Below are 18,199 nucleotides of genomic sequence, written 5' to 3'. Positions count from 1 at the left end.
CTTTTTCTGTGTCATAACATTCAAATACCCATCTATATGTTCGGAAAAACTTATAAAAGAAAAGAAAATAAAGGAAGAAAGCGGGATGTGACAGAAAAAAAGTAGCTTGTACAAGGAAAAAAGAAGGAAGTATATTTTATAGCTTCTATTCAAAGTAAAATTATAGGGGAAAAATAATCGAGTGTGAATTTTTAAATAAACTAAGACTTTTATTCATAGTTTTGATTCCTTTTATTCATTTTACTTATAAAACTAACGGGTGTAAACTTGTTGTGTTGTGAAATAATCCATTATGTATATGTACTAAAAGGAAAGGAGGTTACCGTGTGGTTATTATTGTAGGATTGTTATTGTTGATGTTTTTTGCTTATCTAGGCTGGTCTATTATCTGGGTAGCGCCTGTTGTAGCTACGCTTGTTGCTTATTTTAGCGGTTTAAAAGCACTTCCTACTTATACAGATGTGTATATGGGAGGCTTTGTAGATTTCGCTGCAAAATGGTTCCCCATCTTTTTATTAGGAGCCGTCTTTGGAAAGCTAATGGAAGATACAGGCGCAGCTAAGTCGTTGGCGCAGCGCATTGCTAAATTGTTTGGAAGTAAAAGAGCCATTTTAGGAGTGCTGATTGCTTCAGCCATTTTGACATACGGCGGAGTGAGTCTATTCGTTGTTGTCTTTGCGATTTATCCCTTAGCAATCGCGCTATTTCGAGAAGCTAACGTATCGCGAAATTTACTGCCAGCAACCATTGCACTCGGAGCATTTACATTTACAATGACAGCGATTCCAGGTACGCCTCAAATTCAAAATCTGATTCCGACTGCTACATTTAAAACCAATGCAATGTCCGGTTCGATTATTGGAATTGTCTCAGGCCTTATTATGGCAGTGGGAGGCTATTTATGGTTAGCTTATCGCGATAAAAAATTAAAAGCTAAAAATCAAAGATTTACCGAGCCTAATGAATTATCGGTTGCCGCAAATGAAGAGCAGGACTCGATGAATGTGATATTAGCTATTTTACCGCTGATTATCGTTGTCGTGACATTAAACGTTTTAAAATGGGAGCCTATCGTTTCGTTATTAATTGGTATTTTTTCTATTTTACTTATTAATTTCAAACACTATAAGACGTTTATTTCTTCTATAAATGAAGGAGCAAAAGGATCCGTAATGGCTGTTATTAACACGAGTGCAGCAGTTGGTTTCGGCTCCGTTATTACAGCAGTTCCAGAGTTTAAAGATGTCACGCACGTGTTGCTAAACATTTCGAGTAATCCGCTCGTTTCAGAAGCGTTAAGCGTTCAAGTGCTAGCGATGATCACGGGTTCAGCATCCGGTGGTATGGGTATTGCGCTTCAAGCATTAGGAGATACGTGGTATCACTTGTCTCAAACGACGAATTTAAGTGCCGATGCTCTTCACCGCATTGCAAGCGTTGCGTCAGGTGCATCTATTTTACCGCATAACGGTGCGCTGTTAACACTATTAGCCGTAACTGGTCTTCGGCATAAAGAAACGTATGAAGACGTATTTGTTGTTGCATTTATCATCCCGACAATCGCTTTATTTGCAGGAGTCGCATTAGCGGCAGCCGGTATTATTTAAAAACAGGAGGAGAATACAGATGGTTGAAAATCAAGTAATTGTAATCACAGGAGCAGCAAGAGGAATTGGATTTGAAATAGGTAAACGATTCGCTGAAAACGGCGGAAAAATTGTGTTATCTGATATTGATCAAACTGCCGTAGAAGCTGCAGCGCAAAATCTTCGTGAAGCTGGATTCGAAGCGCTTGGGGTCAAAGCGGATGTAACAAAAGAAGAAGAAATCAAACATTTAATTGAAACAGCAAACGCGCATTTTGGAGCGGTTCATACGTTCATTAATAACGCTGGCTTGCAGCATGTTTCTCCAATCGAAGAGTTTCCAACTGAAAAATATGAGTTAATGATCAAAATTATGCTAACAGCTCCATTTATGGCGATTAAGCACGCGTTTCCGATTATGAAAAAACAAGGGTTCGGACGTATTATTAACGTTTCTTCTATCAACGGTTTAATCGGTTTTGCGGGCAAAGCAGCTTATAACAGTGCTAAACACGGTGTAATTGGGCTAACAAAAGTAGCTGCTCTTGAAGGCGCAGCACACGGTATTACGGTGAATGCACTTTGTCCTGGCTATGTGGATACACCACTAGTGAGAGGTCAGTTAGATGGTTTAGCTAAAACAAGAAATGTACCATTAGAGAGTGTGCTTGAAGAAGTTATTTATCCTTTAGTCCCTCAAAAAAGATTACTAGACGTGAGCGAAATTGCTGACTATGCTATTTTCTTAGCGAGTGATAAAGCAAAAGGTGTAACTGGTCAAGCGGTAGTAATGGACGGCGGATATACAGCTCAATAAAAAATAGAATAAGTCATTAAAAGCATAAAGGAGTCTAATGAGCTCATTTATGCTTTTTTATGTTATATCTATTCTATCGAGTTAATCAACGTTAAAATATATATAACTAGGCTATACATAAAAAAAGCCTACAGATTAGAAAGGATGATACATATGGTGCAAACAGTAAATGAATTAATTAAACATCCGGTTTTTTATTTTTTTAACGAAATTTCAGCTATTCCTAGAGAATCTGGAAATGAAAAGAAAATTAGTGACTATTTAGTTTCTTTTGCAAAAGAAAGAAGCCTTGAAGTTATACAAGACGAGGCTTTAAATGTAATTATTAAAAAGCCGGCAACTAAAGGATATGAAGATGCTCCAGCTATCATTTTGCAAGGACATATGGACATGGTATGCGAGTTAAATAAAGGAACTGTCCATGATTTCGAAAAAGATCCGCTTCAACTGCGAATTGTGGAAGAGATGCTTTACGCAAATGGTACTACGCTAGGAGCTGACAACGGGATTGCGGTTGCATATGCACTAGCTTTATTAGATGCTCATGATATAGCTCACCCCTCTCTTGAAGTAGTCATTACTACTGAGGAAGAAACGACTATGGGTGGAGCCATTGCTGTAAATCCAGCTTATTTTGAAGGGGAAATCTTCATTAACCTTGATACAGAAGAGGACGGAAAGCTGCTCGTCAGCAGCGCGGGCGGGGTAAAAGGCGTGCTTCGCATTCCTGTAAATTGGGAATCGTCTTCCAATAACTCAGAAACATATAGCTTAAGCATCAGTGGGTTGCGTGGCGGACATTCTGGAATGGAAATTGATAAAGAAAGAGGAAATGCTAATAAACTGCTAGGGAGAGTTTTATATGATTTACAGCAAGAACTTCCCTATTCTTTAAGCAGCATTAGCGGCGGATTAAAATCAAATGCGATTCCCCGTGAATCAGAAGCAATTCTATCAGTTGAGCCTTCTGAGGTAGGAAAGCTAGAAAATAAGGTTCGTGAGTGGAACGAAATAGTAAAAAATGAATTACAAGCGGCTGATCCGAGCGTATATGTAAAAATAAACAAATCTTCTTCTGTTGAGAAATGTTTTACAAAGGAAACGACAGAACGAATTGTACAAGCTATTATGCTAACACCAAACGGCGTTCAAAGCATGAGTATGAATATTGAAGGATTGGTAGAATCTTCTACCAACTTAGGTGTGATCACGACAACAGAATCTGAGGTTGTTTTTCAAAATGAAATTCGCAGCTCAGTAAAAAGCTTAAAAGAAAAAATAGTAAGCCAAGTGCGCATACTTGCTCAGGTAGTCGGAGGAACAGTTGAAACAAAAGGTAATTATCCTGAATGGGCGTACAATGGAGATTCAAAAATTCGTGAATTATGTAAAAAGGTTTACAAAGAAAAGTATGGAGAAGAGGCGGAGATCATCGCTATCCATGCTGGAATTGAATGCGGTATTTTCCTAGAAAAAATCCCTGGATTAGACGCCATTTCGCTCGGACCCGATATGTACGACGTTCATACGCCTGATGAGCACCTGAGCATTCCGTCTACTATTAAGACATGGGAATACTTATTAGCGATATTAAAAGAGACAAATAAGATATAAAGTTATCAGTATCCCTATAATTTTTTTAAAAAGAGCTTCTGTAAAGGAGCTCTTTTTCATTCGTTATTTATCAGATAATAAGCAGGGTGACCTCAACGCGATAGGCAATTGAGAACATTTATGTAAGCGTTTTACAAATAAAGGTTTTAAAATGGCCCTAAAAGAGGTAAACAATTACTAAAACGATAGACAAATGAATTCAAAACAAGCTCTGCAACTAATAAATTAGTAGGGAGAGAATGTATATGAATGATAATAGTCTTATCAAGGATCCCTTTTTGGAAAAAGGAGAAATTGAATTTTTAGAATTAAGGAAAGACGAAATACGCTATCTAAAGTTCGATCGATTTTTGAAAGTGATTAAAGCACTTAATCAACGCAGTGACAAAGGCTATCAAAGTCTTATGCTTTCGGTTGATGGCTTTAAAGGTAATTCAAGAGAATTATATGAGATAGAGGAGTTTCGTAGATACGTAAATTTGTTAATTAATCAAGTTCCTCAAATGTTATTTTATATTCATGATAAAAACAAAATGACTAATCAAATTTTGAAGAGTTTATCAAATAATAGCAGCCAACAGGCGTCTATAGATCCTAAAAAAGCACGTTTAATGATTGACGCTATACAAGAGCAAGTAGAGAAAACAGAGGATAAAGAAATAAAGGAAAATCTTTCTGAATTCGTATGTAAAATACAGAGCTTTGTGAATCCGTATTAACAGTTCCCAATAGAAAAGCAGAATCCATATTATAAAAGAGTACGAGAACTCAAAGTTTCTCGTGCTTTTTTATTGGAAAAACTGTAGAAAGAGAAAAGGATTATCAACATATATGGATAAATAATAATGGTAAAGCTTCATATTCTGCCGTGAAATAACAAGGAGGAATGAACATTGCATCATATTGAAATAAGAAGACCAAAAATAGAGGACCGCGCAGAACTTCACGAGCTTTTTAATGAAGTAATCACAGATACCTTTCAGAAAGAGGGTTTATCTGACATGGTGAGCGATATACAAATAGAAATTGAAAGCAAAGAACAATATTTAAAAAGTGACCTTGATAGCGGTGGAAAACATCGATTCTTTTGGCTCGGAATAGATACGTGCACCAATAAGATTATTGGCTGTATTGAATATGGTCCTGCTAGTGAATTAATTATGGCATGTACAAAAGGAGAGCTACAAGGATGGATTGAAATCGGCACAGTTTTTGTTCATCCAAAGTACCAAAGAAAAGGTGTAGGAACACTGCTTGTACATATTATGCTGCTTACGCTTCAAAGCAGAGAAATTAAAAAAATCTGTTTGGATAGCGGATACAAGAATGCTCAGAAAGTATGGAAAAAAACATTTGGCGAACCACATTATTTAGTAAAAGATTACTGGAGCAAGGGATATCATCACATGATTTGGAAAATAGAAACAGAACGTACACCGATAGTATTTAAGTCCAGTCATAACGGATAATAAGATGTCTTCTAGAAAATAGCCGGTAGAAAGGTACCGGCTATTTTCTACTGATTGAGCTACGATTATTTAAAGATAAAAAAGACCTCTCTGAAGGTCTTTTTTTATGGACATATAACAATTCTTTTTAAGAGCGAGCAGGATAGTTTATTAGAGAGCTAGAACACATTCATAATACGAACGATTACGGCAACAAGCTGAATATGAGAAAAACATATTCTTATCTTTGAAATAATAATAAAGCTTTTATCACTTATGTGGAGGAGTATGAAAATGTCTATATATGAAATTTGGAATGAAGTGGATCTTTATATGAATGATAAGCTCATAGAACCTGACCCTATTCTTGATGAGGTATTGAAGGCGAATCAAGAGGCTGGATTACCTGCCATCGACGTATCGCCTAGTCAAGGAAAGTTTCTGCATTTGTTAGCTTCTTTAAAAGGAGCTAAACGTATTTTGGAAATTGGTACTCTTGGAGGGTACAGCACGATTTGGCTAGCCAGAGCTCTTCCGAAAGACGGACATCTGATTACGCTCGAATTAAACGCTCAGCATGCAGAAGTAGCAAGAGCTAATTTAAAAAGAGCGGGAGTAAGCCACTTAGTAGAAGTCATTGTCGGCCCCGGGCTTGATACATTAGCTGTATTAAAGGATAGGGGAACAGAGCCGTTTGACCTTATCTTTATTGATGCTGACAAGCCGAATAACCCAAATTACTTAAAGTGGGCTCTAGAATTATCGAAAAGAGGAAGTACGATTATTTGTGATAATGTTGTTCGTCAAGGGCATGTGGTGAACTCAGAAAGTGAAGATGAAAATGTAAAGGGAATTCGCCAATTTATGAATGCTCTGGCTCAAGAAAAACGAATCAGCGCCACGGCTATACAAACCGTTGGAAGCAAAGGCTATGATGGATTCATTGTAGGGATTGTTGAATGATAAAATTTGTATTACACATAAAAAGAGACGGAGACATAACTAAATCCATCCAATCTAAAGATGAACAAATGGGATCCATGCGCTGGACTACTTGTCACAGCGCTGTTGATTTCCGTGTAAGACTACGCTTTCGGGGAGGCTCATCTATTCCGCTTTTCCAGCATGAGTCTCCGCTTTGCCTTCCAATCAACAGCTAGAAGCAAATACATACATGAAACCTACGTTCAGCGTCCCCACGAAAAAATCCGAACGAGTTGGATTCTCAACCAAACTCGTTCGGATTGTCCTTCAACTAACATACTTTTGTTCCAGACTCTTTTTAAATGGGCCCCAATTTATCTGTCATTTGTTTTTCGGTTAAAAAATTAATCAATTCTCGTACAGCGAATGAACTGTAGCGTTCTTTTAACAGAATAATTCCAAGTTCCCACATCATTTCAGGATCTGCAATAGGTACGGTAGTAATATTGGGATCTTTCACTTTGGCATAAAGCGATTCGGGTAAAATAGCAATACCTAGTTCTGCTGCTGTTAATTCAATAATTAAATCCCATTGAGAACTTTTATACGCTATAGAAGGCACAAAGCCTGATTTTAAAGCATCTTGAATTAACCGGTCGTGCAGCGTAAATTCTTCACTGAACATAATGAATTTTTCATGCTCCAATTCTTTCATCCAGACGGAAGAACGTTTCGCTAAAGGATGGTTTTTATGCGCGTATAAAAGGAATCTCTCCTTAACGAACGGGTATACGTGAAAATGTTCATCATGACCGCTTGTGAGAGGAAGCATAACAATCCCTATATCTACACCAGCCTCTTCCACAAGTGCTTCAATTTTTTTTGCTCCAAATTCAATAAGCTCTAGAGATACTTTAGGGTATCGTTCATTAAATGCTTTTGCAATCTTCGGGAAAAACAAGGTCCCGATGAGCGGAGGGACGCCCATCTTGATTTGCCCTGTTTGCAAGTTCATTAAATCTCCCAACAAGTGAGGCATGTCTTTTAACACCGACAGAGCTTTAGTTGCCTGATGATACACGACTTCTCCTGCATCAGTTAGCTTTAATTCTCTTGTTGAGCGATCAAGAAGCTCAAATCCTAGTTCATTTTCTACTTTTTTGACGGCTTTACTTAAAGCCGTTTGTGACAAATGAACTTGCAGCGCTGCCTTTGTAAAATTTTTATGGTTCGCTACCTCTATAAAGTATTCTAAGTCTCTGATTTCCATGTGAAACTCCATTTCTGCAAACTGCTTATCCTTTTTCTTTACTCTTTATTTTAACCATTAAATTATTTACTGTAAATGCGCTGATTAAAAAGGGGGAGGATATATCCAATGAATAAAAACAGGGAAAGGAAATGAACTAAAGTTTCTGTCGAAATTGATTTATAAAACGAATAATCTTTTTGTAGAGAAACATGGATTTCGCTACTAGCTGATGAGGAATATAAAGATTTTTGCCTGTACGTTCGGGCAAAAATGCAAAACTTATTAAAATAACTGAAAGTCCAAAGGCTGCGGCTGTAATCTCTAGCCAAGAAAACATCATATCATTCCTCCTTTTACAAACCTATTAATAGAATATGTAAAAGTTCGAAAGGAGGTTGTACGATAGCCCCATAACGAGCGGGGGTATGAAGTTCTCTCTGAAAATAAAATGACGTTAAAGAACGCAGGCGCTGCGCTCTTTAACGTCATTTTATTTTCGTTCTTCAGCTTGATGCTCTTGTTTGTTTTGCTCAGTAAGACGTTTTTGATGAGCCTTTGTTTCTGCGCTTACGTGATTCGCATCATTCGGTTGATTTTTCTTTGAACCTCCTGCAGCGTTACTCATTAGACGACACCTCCAGTCCGGTTATGAAACATACCTATAGAATGTGCGTATTTACAGACTTTATACACCGCTACCGATATTACTGCACACGAAAAAAGCAAAGGGAGAGTCACTAAGACTGTTCCCTTTGCTTTTTTGCTAGGCGACTTTATCGGTGGTGATAATTTTGTTAATCCAGTCTTTTCCTTCTGTAAACCTTGTAACAAGCATCGCTGTTACTGTATTTCCCGTACTGTTTAAAAGCGTAGCAGGGGCGTCAATAATTGTGGAAATGACCGCAATTATGGGCAGAACTTCTGGGGAAAATCCATAAATTGTAATGATTAACATTTCGCCAATCATACCGCCTCCAGGAATTGCTCCCATTACGGCTCCAACTAAAAAGGCTACGCCTAATATGCTCAAAATACTCATAGCAGACGTCATATCTTTGCCAAACAAACTGAATAAGAAAACAATTTTTAGAATACCACCGATAACAGAACCATCTTTATGGGTGTTTGCTCCTAGTGGAATCACCGTTTCAGCAATATCCAGCGGCACACCCATTTTCTTTGTTGCATCTAAATTGACTGGAATAGATGCAGCAGAAGAACAGGTAGCAATAGCGGTGATAGAAGGAGCAGCTGCATTTTTCCAAAACAGCTTAATTCCTGCTTTACCGCCAGCAATCCATGCGTATAGCGTAAAGAAACCGAAATAGTAAACGATTGCAATTAATAAATAAAGAATAAATGCTCTAGCGTACCCTTGTAAGATCTTTGGTCCAAGTTCTCCTACTACAGTAGCAAAATAGCATCCTAAACCAATGGGGGCATAGTACATCACAATTTTAACAACCTTCATCGATACTTCTTGACCCGAAGTCAGAAATTTCGCCATAGGCTGTCCTTTTTCACCAGCCATTGTTGTAGCAATACCGAAAATAACGGCAAAGACAATTAATTGTAAAATATGCTCTTTCGAAAATAACTGAACAAAATCAGGTACAGTAAATGTACCAACAAGCTGAGTTAAAAGCGTCATTTTTTCAGCTGTATTTTCACTGTCACCCATCAATTCTTTAATGGCAGAAGTATCTACATTATGTAGCGGATTGTAAAGTGATGCGCCTAAAAAGCCTAAAACGGCTGAAACAGCAGCAGTGGCGACAAACACAACGGCGATACCTAGCATAATTTTACCAAGACGTTTCATTTCGTTCATGTTTGCAATTGCCGAAGCCACACTAAAAAAGACAAGGGGAACGATAATCATGAACATTAAATTAAGAAACAAATCACCAAAGGGCTTTACGACTGCCACATCGGGCCCGATAGCATATCCTGCTATCCCGCCAATTAAAATAGCGAGAAGCAGAATAAGCGATGATCTGTACGTTTTAAATACACTTAAAACCATAGTTAGATTTCCTCCAAACAACAATAGCTTCTTTACTACGCAAGAACGGCTATCATTTGCTCATTGCATACGTAGTAACGACTGGCTTTACATCTTTACGCACCAAATCTTCGTATGTTTCTCGCTCTACAGCAAGACGAGCTTCTCCATTTTTCACAAATACAACAGCAGGGCGCGGAATACGGTTGTAATTGCTAGCCATTGAATAGTTGTAGGCACCTGTAGAGGACACTGCTAATAAATCTCCTTGATTAACGCGCGGTAAATCGATATCCCAAATAAGCATATCTCCTGATTCACAGCATTTCCCCGCAATTGATACTGTTTCATCTTTTTTATCCGTCACTCTATTAGCCAAGACAGCTTCATGTTTTGCATCATAAAGGGCAGGGCGGATATTATCGGTCATACCGCCGTCAATTCCTACGTATTTGCGTACACCCGGAATCTCCTTCGTTGAGCCAATTGTATAAAGCGTTGTACCCGCTTCTCCTACGATGCTTCTTCCAGGCTCAATCCAGACTTCTGGAAGGGTATAATTCTGTTCAGTTAACGTACGGCTTAGCTTTTCTGTCAGTGCATCTACATAATACTCAACTGGAAGAGGAGAGTCGCTTTCGGTATAACGAATACCAAAACCACCACCTACGTTTAAAACTTTTACTTCAAACTCCATTTTATCACGAATACTGAATAAGAAATCAGTTAAAATATCAATGGCGCGAGAAAAACCATCTACTTCAAAAATTTGCGAACCAATATGACAATGAATGCCTAAAAGATCGTAGTAAGGTTTTTCTAACGCAGAACTTACCGCTTTCATAGCCTGGTCATTGGAAAGACCAAATCCAAACTTGGAGTCTTCCTGTCCGGTCATAATATACTCATGTGTGTGGGCTTCAATCCCTGGAGTAACACGCAGAAGAATAGATGCTTTCTGTTTGCGCTCAGCTGCTAAGGCATGCAAAACTTCAAGTTCGGTAAAGTTATCAACAACAAAACAGCCAATATTCGCATCAAGAGCCATTTCAATTTCTTCAATCGTTTTGTTATTTCCATGAAAATGAATGCGTTCAGCTGGATATCCAGCTTCAAGAGCTGTAAATAATTCGCCTCCTGAGACCACATCTAATGACATATCAAGCTTCGTTAAAAGGCTAGCCATTTCCATACAAAGAAACGCTTTCCCTGCATAGGCGATTTGATATGAAAATCCGCTTCTTTGAAAGGCTGAATGGAAGGCCTTGCATTTCGTCTCAATTAATTCTTGATCGTAGATGTATAGAGGAGTGCCGTATTGTTTTTTCAGTTCGACCGTATCGCACTGCCCAATTTCTAAATGATTGCTGCTGTTAATTTTACTCGTTCCATGTAAGTACATAATCCGTATCCCTCCATTTAAATCATTCAACTATAACTTTGAACTTTGATGGTCAGTAGAAAAACACAAAAAAGACCCGTGAAGTGATGTTCACGCGTCTTGGTTTCATAATAATAAAGTATTATTACATTCTAGGCATCAACATCTCTTCAATAGCTCTCCACAAACCAAATGGTTTGTGACAGCTCAGCATTTATTCAATACTGAACCAGTATATGAACACAATGGATGTTTATATACTTCGGCACGAAATCCCTTTTACTTATCTTCACAGACTCCATTAGTCTCCAATAAGTGACTCTTGATTTCATGCACCTCTATTCTCAGAGAGGAAAATTATATTTAAATGTAATTCCTATTATATTTCTTTTTCCGCTGTCTAGTCAACGAAAAGTTAAGGCATAGGAATATCAAAAAAAATAAATAAGAAAGCTATGAAGCTTCCAGATAGAATCCAAGCAGCCAGTGCTGTCTTCTGATGAATGACTAAAAGTGAGAACGTGACAATATTGAAGAGAAAAGAACACAGCAGCGACCATCCATAATGATGAGTGATACTGTGATTAACATAAGCAATGAACTCAATCACAGTAAATAAAAGCGCCCACAAAAGAATCCACCACAGCCGGCCGCTTACATGCAGCGGCAGCCTTCCTAAAAAAACCGGTATAACAAACGGATAAATAATTAAGGTTATTCCAAGGGAAACCATTAGGTGATCGGGTAGAAAAAGGTGATCAATACCAACAGGGTGAAATACCCATACGCGGTGATGAAACAGCAGCACTTCATAAAGCAAATTCCCCGTGACCCAAAACAGCAAAGTAGGATAGTATTCTTGATACCTTCGCCACTTGCCAAATAGTAAACCAAGAATGATGAAAAATAATACAAATGAAGATTGCATACGCTCTCCTTAAAATAATGGTTATTTCTTTTTATTTACATATTATAGAAATTTTATTCTCTCCGCTTTTATTCAGAAACTATAATAGAAAAGCCGTAAGCAGCAGCGGTAAAGACATACTACCACTATTTATGACTGTCTTCACCCTGCTATAATCTCCGTAAAAGAACTTCTAACACTTTTGTTTACAAGATGAAAGGAGCTATATGTCAAAGTCAGCAAGACGTAAAAGTAAGCTCAAAATAGCTTCGCCTAGTATGGGACTTCTTTTTTTGCTATGCTAAAATTGCATACATATAGCATGAGAATACTAGAAGAAAGAAAAGGGTGTTTTGGTATGAAAACATACATCGTAGTTGGAGCTGGGATACTTGGAGCTTCTACAGCATATCATTTAGCAAAAGCAGGAGCAGATGTGACATTGATAGATCGCCAGGATGCTGGTCAAGCTACTGATGCAGCAGCAGGAATTGTTTGTCCATGGCTTTCGCAGCGTCGAAATAAAGCATGGTACCGCTTAGCAAAAGGCGGCGCCAAGTACTATCAAACATTAATTCAGCAATTAGAAGAAGATGGAGAAACGGATACGGGATATAAGCGAGTAGGAGCAATTAGCTTACATACTGATGAACAAAAGCTTAAAAAAATGGAAGAACGAGCATATAAGCGTCGGGAAGAAGCGCCCGAAATAGGCGAGATTACACGTTTATCCGCTAAAGAAACACAGGCTTTGTTTCCGGCTCTTTCGGAAGAATACAGTTCAGTTCATATTAGTGGAGCCGCTCGCGTCAACGGAAGAGCTCTTCGAAACGCACTTGTGAATGCAGCGAAGAAAAACGGTGCAAAAATAATAGAAGGAAACGCAGAACTACTTTATGAAAATAATCAAGTAACGGGCGTTGCTGTAAATGGACAAACCCTTCTAGCAAGTACAACAATCGTGACAGCAGGAGCGTGGGCAAGTCAATTACTAGAGCCTCTTGGAGTGAAATTTTTAGCAAGCTTTCAAAAAGCGCAAATTGTCCACTTGCATCTCCCTGATTTAGATACAAAAGACTGGCCCGTTGTGATGCCTCCAAGCGACCAATATATTCTTTCATTTGAACAAGGGCAAATTGTTATTGGAGCAACACATGAAAACGATACGGGTTATGACTTGAGAGTAACTGCTGGGGGGCTTCATGAAATTTTTTCAAAGGCCTTATCAATTGCTCCTGGCTTAACAGAAAGCACAGTCTTAGAAACAAGGGTAGGGTTTCGACCATTTACTCCAGGCTTCTTGCCAGTCATCGGGGCTCTTCCGGCTTACGAAGGAATACTAGTGGCGAATGGTCTCGGAGCTTCAGGCTTAACGTCGGGTCCTTATCTTGGTTCAGAGCTTGCTAAATTAGCACTTGAAATGGAAATGGAAATTGATCTCAGCGACTATGATGTAAGAGGAGCTATCGAGTCTTAAGCAAACAGAATGAATGAAAACAAATAGAAGTTCGCAAACTATAACTACTATATGATGAAAGGAAGTAGATTGTTTGCGAAAGATTATGATAAGTGCAGCAGCAGCTTTTTTATTTATGAGCGCGACGCCTGTATTAGCAGAAAACAATCCTCAGCCAGAAACAAAAGACGTGCAGCTGACGTCTCAGCAAAAGAAGGAATTGTCCGTGCTATACAAAGAAATGCTAGCAAAAAAGAAAGAAATACTTTCAAAATATGTCGAGTACGGCGTGCTAAGCAAAACGGAGAGTCAAAACATTTCTTCACATATGGAAAATCGCTATCAGCATATGGAGAAAAATGGTTTTGTGCCGAAGCGACACTGTCATAAAATGCATCATTCAAAGTAATTCATATTCACATAAAAAAGCGCCTTTACAGGCGTTTTTTTTATGTGAATGAATGGAAAATATCCGCTTCTTTATCTAGTAAATTCTAAAATCCTCATGTAAAATTAAGAGAATGAGAACGAGTAGGAAAGATGCTAGTGAGGGGTAGGTAAATATGAACGATGAACGAAAATAAAAAAATAGTCCGATTACATGCAGAAAATCATTCAGCTGAGGCGCTAGGAATCATATTTGCTTACAAACAAAAAGATGACCATCTTGTTTACAGTATGTATCAAGGTGAGAGTGTTCATGAGCAAAAAATACCTCTAGAAGAATGGGTCTCGTATGAGCATTTTTTCGAAGCACTAAATAAAAAGAAAAAGCTTATGTACGAGCTTCAAATAAATGATAAACGCTATGTAGTAAACTTAACCCCTTTATCTTACACAGAAAAGCCTGAAATCATGGGACATTGCGTGAATATAACTAGTTATCAGGAGAAAAAAGAACAGATTCAGCCTTTTATCTATCATAACGCAGATGCTGTTGCTGTCGTTGACTTAGAAGGTAAAACGCTTCAAGTGAACCCTGCGTTTGAGAATACATTTGGCTGGACGTTTGAAGAAATTTATCAAAAGCCTCTTCCGATTATACCTTCGTTTTTAAAGGAGCCAGTGTGCGAACTTCATAAGACCATTCAATCAGGGGAATCGAAAACGGAATTTGAGACGGTCAGACAGCATAAAGACGGTCATTTAATTAATGTAAGCGTCACACTATTCCGCGTTGAAAATATGAACGATTGGCCGCTATGCATTGCTTTTGTCTATCGAGATATAACATCACGCAAGCAGGCCGAAACGGCTTTAAAAGAAAGCGAAGAACGCTACCGAAGTTTGATTGAGTTATCACCAGAAGCGATTATCGTTCATAGTGAAGGGAAAATTGATTACATCAACCCTGCAGGAGCCAAAGCGCTGGGATACAAAAGTCCTCAAGACGTATTAGGAGCTTGTGTTTATCAGTTTGTTCACCATGATTACTATGATGTTGTAAAACAGCGAATTTATCGAATGAAAACAGAAAATAAATCTGTAGACCTACAAGAAGAAAAGTTTATTCATAAAGACGGTCATACGATTGATGCCGAAACCATTGCTTTCCCTATTCCCTATATGGGAAAGCAGGCCATTCAAGTTTTGTTTCGTGATATTACAGAACGTAAAAAAACTGAAAAATTGCTGCGTGAATCCGCTCAGCTTTCCTTAGTCGGACAGTTAGCGGCTGGTATAGCTCACGAAATTCGAAACCCTCTGACGGCGGTAAAAGGATTTATGCAGTTATTAAAAGAAACGAGCGGTCAGCCTTACTATGTAGAAATGATAAATCATGAGTTAGATAGAATTGAATTGATTACCGATGAGTTCTTGAGTCTTGCAAAGCCTCAGGCGAAAACCTACAGGGACAAACACGTCCAAGATATCTTAGAGAATACGTTAAAGCTAGCTGAGGTGCAGGGGATTACAGAGAAAATTCACGTAAAAAAAGAAATTGATCTTCATCTTCCTCTCGTATTATGCGAAGAAAATCAGTTGAAACAGGTGTTTAGCAATATATTTAAAAATGCAGTCGAATCTATGTCAAGTGGAGGAACCGTAACGATTCAACTAAAAAGATTTGATCAGGAGAACCTTGTTGTCCGGTTTAGCGACGAGGGGCCAGGCATCACGCAGGAAAGAATGCAGCATTTAGGAAAACCTTTTTATAGTACCAAAGAGAAAGGAACGGGGCTTGGACTGATGGTGTGCTATAAGATCATTCGAGAACATAGAGGAGAAATTAACTTTGTAAGTGAACTTGGAAAAGGAACTACTGTAGACATTCTTTTGCCTTTTAAAAAGTAGATTCTACTTTTATAAGCATGAAACCTTTTCAAAAGGGGAATACATGTTAGTGAACGAATAATGAGGTTAAAATAGGAGGGAATAAGATGGAACGCATTGAAACGGGAGAGATTTTTACAATTTTAGATGAAAATGATCAAGAGCAAGATATTGAAGTGCTTGGAAAAATGACGATTGAAGGGCATGATTATATTGCCGTTGCGTTTGTGGAAGAAGTTTTAATTGAAACAGAAGAAGAAATTGATGTTTTCTTTTTGAAAATTGAAGATGATGGTGAATGGTCTTCAATTGAAGATGACGAGGAGTTTGAAAAGGTATCAGCCGTATTTGAGGAAATGACATCCGCGTAAAAAGAGAGGTTAAAACTTCTCTCTTTTTTTATTTTAAATAATATAATATTTAGAATTTTTCTAAAAATATCTTGCTGAATTATTTCCCTTCATTTATGATGAATATGTAACATACCAACCGGTTAGTAAGTAAATGAAAGCGAGGGACTACCGTGTATTTTTCTTACTCTGACAAAGTAGTGAAGCTGCAAAAAGAATTGACCTCTTTTATGGAAGAGCATATTTACCCAAACGAACGGCTATACGAACAACAGCTGAATGAACAGCCGTCTAGATGGTCAGCTGTTCCTCCGATTATGGAAGAGTTAAAAGAAAAAGCAAAGCAAGCTGGATTATGGAACTTATTTTTGCCAGAAAGCGAATACGGAGCGGGTCTAACAAATGTCGAATATGCCCCCCTTTGCGAAATTATGGGCCGTTCTATTATTGGACCAGAAGCTTTTAACTGCGGAGCTCCTGACACCGGCAATATGGAAGTACTGGTTCGATACGGAACGCCCGAACAGAAAGAAAAATGGCTAAAGCCGCTGTTAAATGGAGACATTCGCTCCTGCTTTTCTATGACAGAACCAGATGTAGGTTCTTCTGATGCCACAAATATTCAGTGCAGTATTGTAAGAGAAGGCGATGAATATGTAATCAACGGAAGAAAATGGTGGTCTTCAGGTGCGGGAGATCCTCGCTGCAAAGTTGCTATTGTCATGGGGAAAAGCGATTTTACCGCATCTAAATATGAACAGCAGTCTATGATTCTAGTTCCATTAAATACTCCAGGAGTTAAAATTGAACGCATGCTGCCAGTCTTTGGATACGACCACGCTCCTCATGGACATGCTGAAATTCATTATGACAATGTGCGTGTGCCAGCATCTAATATGCTTTTAGGCGAAGGAAAAGGGTTTGCTATTGCTCAAGGCAGATTAGGGCCTGGACGTATTCATCACTGCATGCGTCTAATAGGAGCAGCAGAAAGAGCGCTTGAAGAATTATGTAAGCGTATTCAAATCCGTTCTACGTTTAATAAGTTGCTTTCCCAGCAAGGGGTTATTCAAGAATGGGTGGCAGAATCGCGTATTGAAATTGAGCAAGCGCGCTTATTAACATTAAAAGCTGCTTATATGATGGACACAGTTGGAAATAAAAAAGCGCGGAAAGAAATTGCCATGATTAAAGTAATGGCTCCTGTTATGGCTTTAAAAGTCATTGATCGCGCCATTCAAGCATTTGGAGCAGCAGGGGTTTCAGAAGACACGCCGCTTGCGGCACTTTGGGCAAATGCCCGCACTTTGCGCCTTGCTGATGGTCCAGACGAAGTGCACAAAGCACAGCTTGCAAGACTTGAGCTAAAATCCTATCAAGAACAGGAGGCAACCTATGCACATAAAGGATTTGTTTGATTTAACTGGAAAAACAGCTATTATTACCGGAGGAGGCAGAGGATTAGGAGAACAAATGGCAGAAGGGCTTGCAGAGGCAGGGGCAAATATTGTTCTATGTTCAAGAAAAAAAGAAGCTTGTCAGCAAGTGGCTGATCGATTGGCCACCATGGGCGTAAAAACTCTCGCTTTAGCATGCGACATCAGTCAGCCTGAAGATATTAAAAATGTCGTGCATGAAACAATTAAAACATTTGGACGTATTGATATTTTAATTAATAACAGCGGAGCTACGTGGGGTGCTCCAGTTGAAGAAATGCCTCTTGAAGCATGGGAAAAAGTGATAAATATTAATGTGACGGGCACGTTTTTAATGTCCCAAGAAGCTGGAAAAGAAATGATTAAACAAAAAGCTGGTAAGATTATTAACATTGCTTCAATTGCAGGTCTTGGAGGAACGGATCCACAGTACATGGATACAATCGGGTACAACACCAGTAAAGGAGCGGTCATTACGTTCACGAAAGATTTAGCTGTCAAATGGGGACAGCATAATATTCAAGTTAATGCGATTGCGCCGGGATTTTTTCCTACTAAAATGTCAGGTGCGATTATGGAACAAGGAAAAGATTATTTTCTAAGTCAAACCCCTTTAAAACGCTTTGGCTCCGAAGCTGATTTAAAAGGAGCGGCTGTTTTTCTTGCTTCTGCAGCGTCTAATTATATTACGGGCGATATTCTGACAGTAGACGGTGGAGTTCATGCTATGTGAATAAGAAAGGAGTAAC

Annotated in this window: 19 protein-coding genes and 1 riboswitch; of the genes, 13 read left to right on the top strand and 6 right to left on the bottom strand. The window is 38.6% G+C overall.

Going from position 1 to position 18,199, the window contains the following annotated elements:
• Positions 1–326 precede the first annotated feature (326 nt).
• The 7 genes from MMB69_RS13060 to MMB69_RS13030 all read left to right on the top strand — a co-directional run bounded on the left by MMB69_RS13060 (position 327) and on the right by MMB69_RS13030 (position 6,625).
• Positions 327–1,607: a GntP family permease gene (locus tag MMB69_RS13060; RefSeq protein WP_277447856.1), complete on the top strand. Its 1,281-nt coding sequence runs from the start codon at positions 327–329 to the stop codon at positions 1,605–1,607.
• A 19-nt stretch (positions 1,608–1,626) separates the two neighbouring features.
• Positions 1,627–2,403 (top strand): 3-hydroxybutyrate dehydrogenase, encoded by a 777-nt coding sequence (locus MMB69_RS13055; protein WP_028413363.1) that lies wholly within the window; start codon positions 1,627–1,629, stop codon positions 2,401–2,403.
• Between the two features lie 153 nt (positions 2,404–2,556).
• Complete coding sequence (locus MMB69_RS13050; RefSeq protein WP_221783148.1) at positions 2,557–4,017, top strand: aminoacyl-histidine dipeptidase; 1,461 nt, start codon at positions 2,557–2,559, stop codon at positions 4,015–4,017.
• Between the two features lie 245 nt (positions 4,018–4,262).
• The gene (locus tag MMB69_RS13045; protein ID WP_221783150.1) at positions 4,263–4,736 is read left to right on the top strand and encodes a hypothetical protein; all 474 of its coding nucleotides are present in this window, start codon (positions 4,263–4,265) and stop codon (positions 4,734–4,736) included.
• Positions 4,737–4,910: 174 nt separating this feature from the next.
• Positions 4,911–5,486: a GNAT family N-acetyltransferase gene (locus tag MMB69_RS13040; RefSeq protein WP_264409162.1), complete on the top strand. Its 576-nt coding sequence runs from the start codon at positions 4,911–4,913 to the stop codon at positions 5,484–5,486.
• A gap of 255 nt (positions 5,487–5,741) precedes the next feature.
• A complete protein-coding gene (locus tag MMB69_RS13035; RefSeq protein WP_277447855.1) occupies positions 5,742–6,428 on the top strand; it encodes an O-methyltransferase in 687 nt (228 codons plus the stop codon).
• Positions 6,425–6,625: a hypothetical protein gene (locus MMB69_RS13030; protein WP_221783155.1), complete on the top strand. Its 201-nt coding sequence runs from the start codon at positions 6,425–6,427 to the stop codon at positions 6,623–6,625. The genes MMB69_RS13035 and MMB69_RS13030 overlap by 4 nt, the downstream gene beginning before the upstream one ends.
• Positions 6,626–6,747: 122 nt before the next feature.
• Here MMB69_RS13030 and MMB69_RS13025 read toward each other — a convergent pair whose 3' ends face one another.
• From MMB69_RS13025 to MMB69_RS13000, 6 genes are all read right to left on the bottom strand, one after another.
• Positions 6,748–7,659 carry a LysR family transcriptional regulator gene (locus MMB69_RS13025; protein ID WP_264409163.1) on the bottom strand — a complete coding sequence of 304 codons (912 nt, stop codon included), beginning with the start codon at positions 7,657–7,659 and terminating at the stop codon, positions 6,748–6,750.
• 136 nt (positions 7,660–7,795) lie between these two features.
• Complete coding sequence (locus MMB69_RS13020; protein ID WP_221783159.1) at positions 7,796–7,981, bottom strand: hypothetical protein; 186 nt, start codon at positions 7,979–7,981, stop codon at positions 7,796–7,798.
• 150 nt (positions 7,982–8,131) lie between these two features.
• On the bottom strand, positions 8,132–8,266 hold the full coding sequence (locus MMB69_RS13015; protein ID WP_013057043.1) for a hypothetical protein: 135 nt from the start codon (positions 8,264–8,266) through the stop codon (positions 8,132–8,134).
• A gap of 138 nt (positions 8,267–8,404) precedes the next feature.
• Positions 8,405–9,667: a dicarboxylate/amino acid:cation symporter gene (locus MMB69_RS13010; RefSeq protein ID WP_221783162.1), complete on the bottom strand. Its 1,263-nt coding sequence runs from the start codon at positions 9,665–9,667 to the stop codon at positions 8,405–8,407.
• A 52-nt stretch (positions 9,668–9,719) separates the two neighbouring features.
• Complete coding sequence (lysA, locus tag MMB69_RS13005; protein ID WP_014460106.1) at positions 9,720–11,048, bottom strand: diaminopimelate decarboxylase; 1,329 nt, start codon at positions 11,046–11,048, stop codon at positions 9,720–9,722.
• A 145-nt stretch (positions 11,049–11,193) separates the two neighbouring features.
• A riboswitch (Lysine riboswitch) is annotated at positions 11,194–11,376 on the bottom strand.
• Positions 11,377–11,442: 66 nt separating this feature from the next.
• Positions 11,443–11,955 carry a CBO0543 family protein gene (locus MMB69_RS13000; protein WP_025751926.1) on the bottom strand — a complete coding sequence of 171 codons (513 nt, stop codon included), beginning with the start codon at positions 11,953–11,955 and terminating at the stop codon, positions 11,443–11,445.
• A gap of 337 nt (positions 11,956–12,292) precedes the next feature.
• Between MMB69_RS13000 and MMB69_RS12995 the strand changes: the two genes are divergently transcribed.
• The 6 genes from MMB69_RS12995 to MMB69_RS12970 all read left to right on the top strand — a co-directional run bounded on the left by MMB69_RS12995 (position 12,293) and on the right by MMB69_RS12970 (position 18,183).
• Complete coding sequence (locus MMB69_RS12995) at positions 12,293–13,411, top strand: NAD(P)/FAD-dependent oxidoreductase (protein WP_277447854.1); 1,119 nt, start codon at positions 12,293–12,295, stop codon at positions 13,409–13,411.
• A 73-nt stretch (positions 13,412–13,484) separates the two neighbouring features.
• Positions 13,485–13,799: a YckD family protein gene (locus tag MMB69_RS12990; protein WP_221783166.1), complete on the top strand. Its 315-nt coding sequence runs from the start codon at positions 13,485–13,487 to the stop codon at positions 13,797–13,799.
• Positions 13,800–13,960: 161 nt separating this feature from the next.
• Complete coding sequence (locus MMB69_RS12985; protein WP_277447853.1) at positions 13,961–15,685, top strand: PAS domain-containing sensor histidine kinase; 1,725 nt, start codon at positions 13,961–13,963, stop codon at positions 15,683–15,685.
• A gap of 86 nt (positions 15,686–15,771) precedes the next feature.
• Entirely contained in the window at positions 15,772–16,035 is a 264-nt protein-coding gene (locus MMB69_RS12980) for a DUF1292 domain-containing protein (RefSeq protein WP_028408533.1), read from the top strand.
• 152 nt (positions 16,036–16,187) lie between these two features.
• A complete protein-coding gene (locus MMB69_RS12975) occupies positions 16,188–17,432 on the top strand; it encodes an acyl-CoA dehydrogenase (RefSeq protein ID WP_277447852.1) in 1,245 nt (414 codons plus the stop codon).
• Positions 17,410–18,183, top strand: coding sequence for an SDR family oxidoreductase (locus MMB69_RS12970; protein WP_221783171.1), 774 nt, complete (start codon positions 17,410–17,412; stop codon positions 18,181–18,183). The genes MMB69_RS12975 and MMB69_RS12970 overlap by 23 nt, the downstream gene beginning before the upstream one ends.
• Positions 18,184–18,199: the final 16 nt, after the last annotated feature.

It is taken from the genome of Priestia sp. P5, assembly GCF_029522155.1.
GTDB classification, from domain to species: Bacteria; Bacillota; Bacilli; order Bacillales; family Bacillaceae_H; genus Priestia; species Priestia megaterium_E.
Note: the sequence above shows the minus strand (reverse complement) of the source record. Positions and strands in the feature narration are given on the sequence as shown.